Genomic DNA, 11,993 nt, shown 5'->3' with positions numbered 1-11,993 from the left:
CACGGCGCCGGCGGCCCTGCTCGCCGACGCATGACCCGTACCGGGCGGCGGCGCCCCGAACCGCCGCCGCCCGGCTGGAATCCGTACCGCGAGATCACGCCGCCCCGGGTGCTCAGCGGGCGCAGAACTTGCGTTCGGCCGCCTTCGGGTCGGGTGGGATGGTCAGGGTCGCGCGGGAGAAGGAGCCGGTGAGGTTGCGCAGGAAGCGGCCGGGGGTCAGCGGATCGGTGGTCGAGTGGAGGAGTTCCTTGAGGTCGCCGCACTCCAGCGCCGCGCGGGCCGCGCGGATGTCCTCGAACGACACCACCCGGGCGGGGATCGACGACCACGCGGCGGGGTCCACGTAGAGGGCGATGTTCCAGGCGAGCGGCAGGAGTTTCTCGTGGCCCGCGGCGACGTGCTCGGTCGGTTCGATGTGCGCGCCCACCGTGTTGCTCAGGCCCCACACGTCGACCACGATCCCGTGCAGCGGAGTGACCGCGCCACCGACCCCGAGCCGACCCATGACCAGCCCCTCCTTCGCCGGGAGGTCGCGGCGCAGCGGAAGCGGCGGCAGAGCGGCGACGTCGGCGAGGTAGTTACCGTCCATCACCATCACATGCCTGCCGTCGGCATCCATCCGGAACAGTTCCGCGCGCAGCCCGGGCAGCGTCGCGCTGTGCGCACCGGACGTGGTGGGATTCGCGGTTCGAGTCCAATTCACGTACACCATGCGCTCGTTCCAGGTCTGGTACACGCCGGCCCGGGGCCCCGGCGTGGTCACCAGACCGGACCGCAGCGAGACGCCGCACCACGCCGCCCAGACCGGCACCAGGACGAGCAGCGCCACCACCCGCCGATCGACGGGCACGAGCAGCACCGGCAGCAGGGCGAGCAGCAGCACCGGCAGCCACATCCGCCCGTGCATGAAGTCGCCGCCGACCCGGAGCACGTACGCGCTCTGCGCGAACGCGGCGACGGCCGGCGCCGCGCCCAGGAGCCACGTACGCCGATCGCGCGGGCCGCGGCCGACCAGGAGCGCCGCGACGATCAGCAGGACCAGCACGGCCGGCATCCACAGCCGGTAGGGATCGGTGAAGTCGACGAGATAGTCGATGCCCCGCCCCCAGAGTTGCCGGGTCGCACTCTTGGTGACGGCAGGCATCGGATACGGCAGCCCGTAGTAGCCCATCCGAAAGATCTGGTACACCGCCGGCAGCGCTCCGGCGCACAGGAACGCGACGAGCGCCGGCCGCCACGGCAACCGCGACGCGAGCGCCATCGCGATCAGGAAGACGAGCGAGGTCGCGGTCAACTCCGGGCGGATCAGCGGACCGAGCCCGAACACCATGGCGATGCCCAGGCGCCGTGCGGTGGTCGTATCGCCCGGCCCGCATGTGACGAGCAGCCGCCAGGACAGTCCGATCCAGCCCACCAGCAGCCCGGTTTCCAACCCGGACGTGGCGAAGTCCCAGACCGGAGGCAGCGCGACGAACACCAGGGCGCCGGCCGGCACGAGCAGCCGGCCGGTCTCGGCCCGCAGGAACCTGCGGGTGCCGGCCAGGGCCAGCCACGTACCGGTGATCGAGAGCACGAGTCCGGCGTACACGGCGATGCGGGCCGGGTCGCCCGGGGTGAGCGCGTCCAGCAGCACCAGCAGCCACTGCCACAGCGTGCCCGTCGAGGTCTCCACGCGCTCGCCGGGGCTGTACACGGGGCCGTTACCGGCCAGGATCTCCCGGGCCGCGCGTACGTAGATCAGCCCGTCGTCGGTGATCCACCGCCGGTGCCAACCCATGACGGCCAGGACCAGGATCGGCAGGGCGACGGCGAGATGGTCCAGGATGCGCCGGGTCCGGTCGGTGGGCACAAGGGTCGTGTGCTCGCGAGCGGGATCCGTTGTCGCGGTGGGGTCCGGCGCGCGGCCGGATGTGGGGGTGGGCATGGTGGCGCGGGTCATGTCGTCCTTGTGTTCCGGTGCGGTCGGTGGGCGGCCGGCGGATCGGTGTCGCGCCTGCCGGGGGTGCGGGCGTTGCCGGTCACGACCGCCGGTTCGAAGTCGTCGAAGGTGTGGGCGAGATGTCGGTCCCGGCCACGGGGTCCTCGGGCATGGTGTCGACTATGTCGCGCTTGAGTACGGTCGATTGCCACATCACCGTCCCGATCGGGTGATTCTCACCGGGCCTTGTGCGTACGGCTCGGGAGCCCAGGAAGATCCGGCTGTCTCGGTCGAAGACCAGTTCCATGCGCATCCCGTTGACCGGATCGGTACGGGTCAGCGCGATGCCGCGCCTGCCGCGTCCGTCGACGGCATCGGCGAGGGCCGACACGCCAGGCGTCCGGGCCGCCACCTCGTACAGCGCCTCGGCGACTCCCGGTGGCAGCACCCCGCGGGTGAGGATGTTCTCGATGTCCTCGAAGACGGCCTGATCCGGATTGACATTGCTGCCCAGCGGCGGGATGTTCTGGCGGTGCAGCGCCGCCGCCAGGGCCTCCGGGGTTGCGGGCAGTGCGGCCAACTCGGCGTAGTTCCAACGCATCGGTGGATCGGCGATCGTCAATCCGGTTGCGGGGGCCCCGGGTTCGGTGAAGAACCACCGGCGGCCGTCCTGCGCGTACCACGCCATGCGGGGGTGCGTGGGAATTTGGATCGGCACGCCGTCGACCCCGGACCACGAGGAGAGTTCGTACTCGACGTAGAGGACTTGCCCGGGGCGCGGAATCGCCGGTGGGCCGAACGCGTCGAGCGCCGCGGCGACCATCTGCGCGGGTCGCGGGGGGGCGGAGTCCGGGCCCGCGACCAGGGACACGGCCGCCACGACGGCACCGGCCGCGACCATCGCGCCGATCGGGGCCATGAGTCGGAAGGCGCGTCGGCGGGATGGGGCCACGCGCGCGATGCCGCCGGTGATCTCGCGCATCAGGTGCTCTTCGAGCAGCCGTTGCCGGGTGGGCGACGGGTGGGCGTCCCGTGCCAGGGCACGCTCGGTCGGGTCGGACCCGGCTCGGGCGTGGTCCGGCAGGGCGGGCCTGGGCGTGTCGGGCTTCATCGGGTCGACTCCAGGAGCATCGTCGGAACGGGGGTGGGACGTACGGCCGTTGCGACGCGCGATTCGAACGGGCCGCGCATGGCGCGCAGTTCCTCCTCCACGAGCGTGCGCAGGCGGGCCCGGGCCCGAGACAGGCGCGAGCGTACGGTTCCCACGGGCAGGTCCAGCGCCTGTGCGGCCTCGGCGTACGACAGCTCCGAGCACACGCACAACATGAAGATCTCGCGGTCGGTGCGCCGCAGTCGGCCCAGTGCGGCCTGGGCGGCGGCCAGGCGTTCGCTGTCGTCGATGCGGGTGACGACCGCGTCGGCGATGTCGGGCACGACGGTGCATCCGGGGGATCGGGCCATCGCGTGTCGATGTCGGCGCGCGGCGCGGTTGCGATTGCGCAGCACGTTGATCGCGATGCCCATCAGCCAAGGCAGCGGTGTCTCGCTCTCGTCGCGCAGCCGCTCACGCAGCCGCCACGCCTCCAGGAAGGTCAGCGAGACGACGTCCTCGGCCCCGGCCCAGTCCCCGGTGACGCGGTAGGCGTGTGCGTAGACGACCCTGTGGTGGGCCCGGTACAGCTCGCGGAAGGCGGCCGGGTCGCCGGCGCGGATTGCCTCGTGCATCGAGTGGTTCACACGCCAGGTTGTCCGCAGGCGGGGTCGGGTTCCCGTGATCTGGGTCACCATACCGCCGTGGCCGGGGTTGCATGGTGCCGGGAATCGAGCGCGGCCTTGGCGGAGTCGAGTGCGTTCGGGGGCGACGGGAGTGCGCGGGCGGCGGGTCGGCGTCGGCGTTCCGCCATGCCGGCTGGACCGGGTGACGCGGCGGCCCTCGATTCCCCTTCACCGGAACCGGAGTCGACTCGCGCCCGACTACTCGGATGCGTACGCACGCGCCGGTGGTGTCCGCACCGCGAATCGGCGTGGCGACTCCGCCCCTTCCCCTCTCCCGATCGAAGGAATGACCACGTATCCATGGAGCCAGCGACTGCGCCTGGAACGTGTCGTCGACCTCGCCCTGTGGCTGGACCGGTACAACCCGCGAATATCCCTCTGACCGACCCCGCCGCACCCCTTCGCGACGCCCCGCCCGGAACCCGCACCAGGAAGGCGCACCCCCGTGACCCAGCCCGAACCAGACCCGAATCGCGATACACAAGACCACACCCACATGCCGACCACGAACACCCGCGCCCAGCGCCCGAACACTCACGTGCGAAGCCCGAACATCCGAGTACAGGGGCCCAATACCCACGCGCAGGATCCGAACGCCCGTACCCAGGGTACGAACGCCGATGCGCAGGGCCCGAACGCCGATGCGCAGGCTCGCAACCCCCACGAACTCGTCGACCTCTACGGGCGCGACTACAAGCGCGACCCCTACCCCCTCTACGCCAAGCTCCGCGACGCCGGCCCCATCCATCGGGTGCGCTTCCCGAGCGGCGTCCGAGCCTGGCTGGTCACCGGCTACGAGGCCGCCCACGCCACCCTCAACGACCCGCGCCTGGGCAAGAATCACGACCTCGGCAACGACCGCTGGCGTGCCCTCGCGTCGATCATGCCCGAACCGCAACACGCGCAGCTCCAGGTCCACCTGTTGCACCAGGACCCGCCCAAGCACACCGCCATGCGGCGCCTGGTCACCGACGCGTTCGCGCCGCGCCGGATCGACGCGCTGCGCCCGCGCATCCAGCACATCGCGGACACCCTGATCGACGCCATGCCCGCCACAGGCGGCGCCGACGTCGTCGCATGCTTCGCCGCCCGCTTCCCGTTCCTGGTCCTTGCCGAAGTCATCGGCCTCCCGGCCGAGTCGGCCGCGGGATTCCAACGCGAATGGTGCAAGGTCGTCCAGCCGGTCGGACCCCAGGATCCTGGACGCGCCGACTACGAGGGGCGGTTGCGCGCGCTCCAGAGCTACATCGCCGACGTCGTCGCGGACCGACGCGCCCACCCGGACGACGGCCTGCTCGGCCGACTGGTGGCCGCGCACACCGCCGGCGACCTCACCGACCAGGAACTGGACTCGATGGTCTTCCAACTCCTGGTCGCCGGACAGGAGCCGGTCACCAACCAGATCAGCACGGCGCTGATGACCCTGCTGCGCCATCCCGGGCACCTGGCCCGGCTCCGTGAGGACCCCACCCTGCTGCCTGCCGCGGTCGAGGAACTCCTGCGCTACGACAGCGCGTTCGAACTCACCACGTGGCGCTTCCTCGACGCGGACGACGACCTGCACGGCACCACCGTGCCCGCCGGCGACTCGGTCATCGTCTCGCTGTGCGCGGCCAACCGCGACCCGAAACGTTTCCCCGACGCCGACACCCTCGACTTCGAACGCAGTCCCAACCCGCACCTCGCGTTCGGACACGGCATCCACTTCTGCCCCGCCGCCGGCCTGGCCCGGGTCGAACTCCAAGTCGCGCTGGGCACCGTTCTCGCGCGCCTGCCCGACCTGGCCCCGGCGGTACCGGTCGAGGAGATCGGCTGGATCCCCGCAGTGCTCGCCCGCGGCGTCGACTCCCTCCCGGTCACCTACCGCGAACGCGACTGAGCACACCGCGCCACGCCACGCGCCGCCCGAGTCGACCCACCCGCGTCCACACCACGGCACGCGCCGCCCGGATCGACCCTCCCGCGCCACCCACATCGCCCTCGACCCTCCCGCGCCGCCCACATCGCCCGCCGCCCGCGCCGAGGCGCCCTGCGGCCCTGCCCCCGTGGAGAAGCCGACCCATGCACGCAGCCGCCCACCGCCGCGACCCCGCGCGCACATCCGCGACCTGTGCCGCGATCCTGAACCTCCTGCTGCCGCACCGCCGCGCCGCGGAGCCGGACCGCGACACCGGCGGCGCCGCCGACTCCGGCCTCGAATCGATCACCGACTTCCCCCGCCAACTCGACCGCCTCGCCCACTTCGTAGACCGCGACGAACCCGTCGTGTTCACCCTCCCGGCCTTTCCCTGCAAGTCACCCAATCCGAACAAGGTCCTCGGCCGGCTCCCCGACGAGGGCGAACGCCTGAGCCTGGCCTTCCTGGACCGACTGTGCGCCTCCATCGCCCGCATTCACCCACCCGGCGCACGCATGCTGATCTGCTCGGACGGCCACGTCTTCGCCGACCTCGTCCACGTCCCGGACTCGCACATCGACGCCTACACCGACGAACTGCGTGCGATCGTCGTCCGGGACGACCTGCGGCACCTGGGCGTCTTCGACCTGCGCGACGTCCGGGACGAACCGCGCGGCGTCGGCGGCGAGGACACTCACGAGGGCAAACGCGCCTGGCTGCACGCGCGGCACGCGCCCAGCGTCGCGCGACTGCGGGCCCAGATGCGCGCCGACGAGGACACGCTGCGCCTGTACCGGGGGATCACCCGGTTCCTCTTCGAGGACGCGGTCGACTTCCCCGGCACCCGCTCCGCGCTGCAACGCGACTGCCGCACCCGCGCGTACGGCGTCATCCAGCGCAGCCGCGCCTGGAGCGACCTGATCGCCGAGCACCACCCGGACGCGCTGCGTCTGTCCATCCACCCGCAACGACGCGGCGCAGAGAAGTTCGGCATCCGACTCCTGGACGCCCCCGACGTGTGGGCCACCCCGTGGCACACCACCGTGCTGCATCGTGCGGACGGCCGCCCGCATCTGCTCCACCGTGCCGACGCGGCCCGCCTGGGTGTGCTGGTCCACCGCGACGGACGCCCCAGCCACTACCGCCAGGAGTCGGGCGGCCGCCCGTAGGGCCGTACCGCCGAGTCGCTCGGAGCCGGGTAGGGGCCCGGGCGGTCGGCGCCGAGACACCGGCGGATCCGCCGGATGACACCGTCGGGGGACCCGGCCACGAAGGGCTGCCGACCGGGACCTCGACCATGGTCACGCGCGATGTGCGCAGCCGGGCGACCTGCTGCCGGCGGTGTTCGGCGGCGTGGAGGGCAAGGAGAAATTCGTGCTCAACCGGCTGTGCGGGCCGCGGTTGGTGGTGTGTCCGGGCGCGGGCGCGGCCTTCGGGTTGTCCGGCGCGCTGTTCCAGGCAGCCACCCGCAATCAGCCGGCCGGCCGCCTGGTCCCGGGCCAACTGTGCGACGAGACGGCGCGCGCCCTCGGCGGCAACCCCGGCCGGGCCCGCACCCTCGCCGTCGTACCGGCCATCGTGCTGTCCGCCGGCGCGGTCACCGCGGCCGGTCCGGTCGCGTTCATCGCGCTGACCGCACCGTAGATCGCCCGACGGCTGACCCACGGATCCGGCCCGCACCGATGGTGATCCCACACGCACGCGGTATCCGGCAACGCCGTCACCGCGACCGTGGACCGAGATTCGATCGCGGGCACCTCGGGCGAACAGCTCGCGGGCCCGGTTCGTGCACCCCGACCACGCTCAATGTGCAATCCATCGGTTGCGTCTGGCGCACCAACGTGCAACTCTGAGGTTGCATTTAGTGCCTACGGCGACAGAGGGGTGTCCCATGAGCGACGGCCGGATCGAGCGCACGGGAATCGACGAGGATCGTGCCGGCAGTGCCGGATCACCGGCGCCGCCGGCAACGATCGAGGGCAGACAGCGGTGGGTGTTGGCGGTCCTGCTCGGTACCGGCTTCATGCTGTCCGTCGACTTCTCGATCCTCAACGTCGCGCTCCCGCAGGTCGGTGCCGGCGTAGGGCTGGGATCGAGTGAACTCCCGTGGATCACCTCGGCGTACGCGTTGCCCGCAGCCGGTCTCACCCTGCTGTTCGGTCGGATGGCGGACCTGTTCGGCCGACGCCGACTGTTCATGTCCGGAGTGGCCCTGCTGACCGCGGCGTCGTTGCTCGGCGGCTTCGCGAGCAATGCGGAGACGCTCCTGAGCGCCCGCGTGCTTCAGGGCGTCGCCACCGCGATGGCTACGCCCGCGGCCATGTCGCTGCTCACGAGCACGTTCGCCGAAGGCACGTTGCGCGACCGGGTGTTGGGCCTCAATGGCGCACTGCTCTCCGCCGGTTTCACCGTCGGCGCTCTGGTCGGCGGCACCCTCGTCAGCCTGTTGAGCTGGCGGGCCGCGTTCTTCGTCAACGTGCCGGTCGCCCTGGTCATCCTGCCGGCCACGCCGTCCCTGATCGCCGAGAGCAGCCTGCCCGACCGGGTGCGGCTGGACCTGCCCGGCGCGGTGACGGTGACCGGCGGCCTGCTGGCCGGGATCTACGCGATCATCGAGAAGGACCTCGTCGCGGCCGTGGTCGGCGTGCTCCTGTTGGCCGCGTTCGGGCTGATCGAACTGCGCTCGCCCGCGCCGCTGGCACCGGTGCGGATTCTGAACCGGCCCACTGTGAAGTGGGGCAACTTCGCGGGTCTCGTGGTCTTCACCATGGAGACGGCGATGATCTTCCTGACGACCCTCTACCTCCAGCGCACCCTGGGTCTCTCGCCGCTGACCACCGGCCTGATCTTCGGCATACCGGGCCTGGCCGCGGTGGCCGCCGGTGTGGTCGCCGGCCGGGCCATCGGTCGCCTCGGCAGTCGTACGGTCCTGACCGTGGGCTTGTCCGTGCAGGGCCTGGCGACCCTTCCGCTGGTGTTCCTCGGCGCCGACCGACTGGCGCTTTTGGTGCTGATCCCCGCGCTGTTCGTCGGATTCTTCGGACACGTGAGCGCCATCGTCGCGTACACGGTGACCGGGACGTCGGGTCTGGCCGACGACGAACAGGGCCTGGCCACGGGCCTGACCTCGATGACCCAGCAGGTGGCCATCACGATCGGCATCCCGATCCTGAGCTCGGTCGCCGCGACCCAGGGCGCGGAACTCACCGGCATCCACCTCGCGTTGGGCGTGGACGTGGTGGTGACGCTCATCGCGGTGTTGCTGATTCGCTTCGGACTGCGCCCGCGCGGTACATCCGACCCGGCAGCCGTACCGCCGGCGAGGGCAGCCGATGCGGAACCGGCCGCGTCGGCGAACTGACCGCGTCGGCGAACTGACCGCGGTGGCGGGGACGGGTCGACCGTGCGACGTCCCGCAGTGAGCCGCGCGTACGGCCCTTGCCGGGATGGGGCGGTCTCGGGGGCCTGATCCGCGGCAGTCGTCGTCGCCCGGTGTCCGGGCGCGCCCCGCTCCCGAAGTCGGTTTCCCCGCCTGCGACTTCCCCGGGAGGCGGCGCCCGGGCTGGTTCGGCGTGAACGGTCCGCCGCCCGTGGGGCGGCGGACCGTTCGGTGTACCGCCGGACCTGGTTGGGGGGCAAGTCTCCGGCGGCACCGGCGAATGTATCCGTCCGCACCGACATGGCCGACGGGCCCGCTGCTCGGCGGGCGCTCGGTGAAGCGGGCAAACGGTGCCCGGGTGGGCCGATCACCCGGCGCCCGTGACGAACGCGGGTGACTCGGGCGCCGGTGACCCGCCGGCCCGGGCACTGCCGCGTCCGGGTCGTCTCGGCCTGCGCCTCAGGAGCCCGCTGCCGCGTACACGGCCGTGACGGTGGTCGCCACCAGGCGGGTCACCACCGCCGGCTCCCGGGTGGGATCGCGGCGGGCCAGGCCGTCGTAGGTCTCGAAGCCGGTGAGCTGCCATATGACGTCGATCGTGTCGTCGGCGGTCGCCTCCGCGTGGGCGCCCAGCAGCGTGGTCAGCGCGGTGCGACGCATGTCGTCCCGCTCGCGCAGCAACCGGTCCAGGTCCGAGTCCAACACCGCCATGCCGCGCAGTCTGCGGATCACGACCGGATCCGAGGCCCAGAAGCGGCAGAAGCTCTCGGTGAATCGGCGCAGCGCCGTGTCGGGATCGGCGGCGGCGAACGCCTGGGGCAGGTCGATGTCCGCCCGGGCGGCCAGCGAGTCGAACAGGGCTTCCAGGAGGCCGGACTTGGAGCCGAAGGCGTTGTAGATCGTCTGCCGTGACACGTCCGCCGCCTTGGCGATCGCGTCCACCGAGATCTGGGTGGGTTTCGGGGCCGCCAGCAGCGCGCGGGCGGCCGCCACCCCCGACACATTCGCTCAGCCTCGATACAGGAGTGCACCATGTCCACCCAACAAGCGCTCGACGGCCGCGTCGCGATCGTGACCGGTGCGAGCCGCGGCATCGGCGCCGCCACAGCCCGCGCCCTGTCCAGTGCCGGAGCGGCGGTCGTCCTGGCCGCCCGTGACGCCGACGCGTTGCACGCGCTGGCCGCCGAGATCGAAGCCACGCGCCACGAACGACTGCGCGTCGTGGCCGGTGACGCCCTTGATCGGGCCACGATCGACGTCGTGTTGCCCGGCCACACCGCCGTGCTCAGCGCACTGGGCGCCACCACGCGGGCGCGCACCACGATCTACTCGCGGGGCACGGCCAACCTGTGCCGCTCGATGACCGCCGCGGGCGTGCGGCGTCTGGTCTGTCTCTCCTTTGGCGCCCTGGACTCGGGCGCCGGTACGCCGGCGGCTCAACGCCTGGTCACCCGCCTGATCATCAGACCACCGCACCGTCACGCCTACGCCGACATGCGGCGCATGGAGGACGAGCTCGCCGCCGACGACCGGGTCGACTGGACCGTCGTGCGGGCCCCCATGCTCACCAACGGACCGCATACCGGCGCGTACCGATTCACCCACGACGGGGACCGCCCGCTGGATCGGCCGACGCAGATCTCCCGCGCCGACCTCGCCGACTTCGTCCTGGGCCACCTCGACGACCACGCCCTCTTCCGACGTCGCGTCTCGCTCTCGTACTGACACCGCCGAACCGCGTTCCTGCCTCGCCCTGCCCCGACGGGCGGCCGGCGGTCGGTCGGTGCTGCTCTGCTGCCCGTACGGCCGGGTAACCCACCCAGCCGTAACCCACCCAACCCGTAACCCACCCAGTCGATCCGTGAGGAAAGACCATGTCGACAACCCGGGCGGCGACCCCGCCCTCCGCTCCGCCCCGACCGCCCGCGCGCGGATGGGAGCGCTATGCCCGCCTCGTCGCGGGCCGCCGCTCCAAGTGGGCCGTCCTGGCGAGATCAGGATGTCGCGACCGATCCCGGCGGCCAGGTCGCAGTGGCACACGGGGGCAACTCGGTTGAATGTCATGGCAGTTGGGTCGGTCTTGAGATCCGCGCGGCGGCGCTGTCCTCGCTACGCTGCCGGTATGGCGGTTGACGGGGGTGCGGAAGACGATGGTGCGGCGGGATCGGGGAGCGAAGCCGATGCCGAAGCCGATCCGTTCGGTGCGGGCGACACGCCGGGGCGTGTGCTGACGGGCACTCGGCGGATCGTGGCGGTGAGTGGGGTGGTATTCGGGCTGTCGAGAGTGCCGGCGGGGTGGGGTGGGGAAGCCCGGGACGGGTCGGCCCGCGCGAATAGGGCAGGATGGGCGCCATGAGCAACGTCTACTTCGACATCAGCATCGACGATGCCCCTCAGGGTCGCATCGTCTTCTCCCTCTTCGACGAGGTCGTCCCGAAGACCGCCCAGAACTTCCGCGAACTCGCGACGGGCCAGCACGGCTTCGGCTACGCCGGTTCGCCGTTCCACCGGGTGATCCCGGAGTTCATGCTCCAGGGTGGCGACTTCACCCGCGGCAACGGCACGGGTGGCAAGAGCATCTTCGGCGAGAAGTTCGCCGACGAGAACTTCACGCTCAAGCACGACCGTCCGTACCTGCTGTCGATGGCGAATGCCGGCCCGAACACCAACGGCTCCCAGTTCTTCATCACCACCGCCGTCACCTCGTGGCTCGACGGCAAGCACGTCGTCTTCGGCGAGGTCGTCGAGGGCAAGGAGCTGGTCGACCGGATCGAGGCGCTGGGTTCGCGTTCCGGTACGACCAAGGGCAAGATCGTGGTCGCCGCCTCGGGCATCGTCAAGGACTGACCGACCCACGCCACACCAGCGGCACGCGGCCCGACCCACGTCGGGCTCGTCCGCACCTTCCCATGGAAGTCGTATGGCCCTTGGGTGCCTATGGCGGCCGGCCCGATCGAGGGGTCCGAGCTCTCCCTCGGGCAGCACGAGAACGGGCCCGGTCCCGCCGCAGTAGGCGGCGGGAC

Annotated in this window: 9 protein-coding genes and 1 pseudogene; 6 read left to right on the top strand and 4 right to left on the bottom strand. The window is 71.6% G+C overall.

The features are described 5' to 3' along the window. Positions 1 to 112: 112 nt before the first annotated feature. From ABZS54_RS39020 to ABZS54_RS39010, 3 genes are all read right to left on the bottom strand, one after another. Positions 113 to 1,939, bottom strand: coding sequence for a hypothetical protein (locus ABZS54_RS39020; protein WP_355547003.1), 1,827 nt, complete (start codon positions 1,937 to 1,939; stop codon positions 113 to 115). Positions 1,940 to 2,018: 79 nt separating this feature from the next. Next, a complete protein-coding gene (locus ABZS54_RS39015; RefSeq protein WP_355547001.1) occupies positions 2,019 to 3,029 on the bottom strand; it encodes a CU044_5270 family protein in 1,011 nt (336 codons plus the stop codon). Further along, on the bottom strand, positions 3,026 to 3,643 hold the full coding sequence (locus tag ABZS54_RS39010) for an RNA polymerase sigma factor (RefSeq protein WP_355546999.1): 618 nt from the start codon (positions 3,641 to 3,643) through the stop codon (positions 3,026 to 3,028). Before ABZS54_RS39010 ends, ABZS54_RS39015 begins: the two co-directional genes overlap by 4 nt. Before the next feature lie 547 nt (positions 3,644 to 4,190). Between ABZS54_RS39010 and ABZS54_RS39005 the strand changes: the two genes are divergently transcribed. The 4 genes and pseudogenes from ABZS54_RS39005 to ABZS54_RS38990 all read left to right on the top strand — a co-directional run bounded on the left by ABZS54_RS39005 (position 4,191) and on the right by ABZS54_RS38990 (position 8,952). After that, the gene (locus ABZS54_RS39005; RefSeq protein ID WP_355546997.1) at positions 4,191 to 5,573 is read left to right on the top strand and encodes a cytochrome P450; all 1,383 of its coding nucleotides are present in this window, start codon (positions 4,191 to 4,193) and stop codon (positions 5,571 to 5,573) included. A 182-nt stretch (positions 5,574 to 5,755) separates the two neighbouring features. After that, on the top strand, positions 5,756 to 6,760 hold the full coding sequence (locus ABZS54_RS39000) for an isocyanide synthase family protein (protein WP_355546995.1): 1,005 nt from the start codon (positions 5,756 to 5,758) through the stop codon (positions 6,758 to 6,760). A gap of 157 nt (positions 6,761 to 6,917) precedes the next feature. Further along, positions 6,918 to 7,232, top strand: a pseudogene (locus ABZS54_RS38995) (iron chelate uptake ABC transporter family permease subunit); the annotation flags it as partial. Between the two features lie 250 nt (positions 7,233 to 7,482). Beyond that, the gene (locus ABZS54_RS38990) at positions 7,483 to 8,952 is read left to right on the top strand and encodes an MFS transporter (RefSeq protein ID WP_355546993.1); all 1,470 of its coding nucleotides are present in this window, start codon (positions 7,483 to 7,485) and stop codon (positions 8,950 to 8,952) included. A gap of 477 nt (positions 8,953 to 9,429) precedes the next feature. On the opposite strand, the gene ABZS54_RS38985 is transcribed toward ABZS54_RS38990, so the two are convergent. Then, positions 9,430 to 9,963: a TetR/AcrR family transcriptional regulator gene (locus ABZS54_RS38985; RefSeq protein WP_355546991.1), complete on the bottom strand. Its 534-nt coding sequence runs from the start codon at positions 9,961 to 9,963 to the stop codon at positions 9,430 to 9,432. A 39-nt stretch (positions 9,964 to 10,002) separates the two neighbouring features. Here ABZS54_RS38985 and ABZS54_RS38980 point away from each other — a divergent pair, with 39 nt between their 5' ends. Further along, positions 10,003 to 10,695 (top strand): NAD(P)-binding oxidoreductase, encoded by a 693-nt coding sequence (locus ABZS54_RS38980; protein ID WP_355546989.1) that lies wholly within the window; start codon positions 10,003 to 10,005, stop codon positions 10,693 to 10,695. A gap of 627 nt (positions 10,696 to 11,322) precedes the next feature. After that, positions 11,323 to 11,817 carry a peptidylprolyl isomerase gene (locus tag ABZS54_RS38975; RefSeq protein WP_355546987.1) on the top strand — a complete coding sequence of 165 codons (495 nt, stop codon included), beginning with the start codon at positions 11,323 to 11,325 and terminating at the stop codon, positions 11,815 to 11,817. Positions 11,818 to 11,993 lie beyond the last annotated feature (176 nt).

The organism is Embleya sp. NPDC005575 (assembly GCF_040605455.1).
Taxonomy (GTDB): domain Bacteria; phylum Actinomycetota; class Actinomycetes; order Streptomycetales; family Streptomycetaceae; genus Embleya.
Note: the sequence above shows the minus strand (reverse complement) of the source record. Positions and strands in the feature narration are given on the sequence as shown.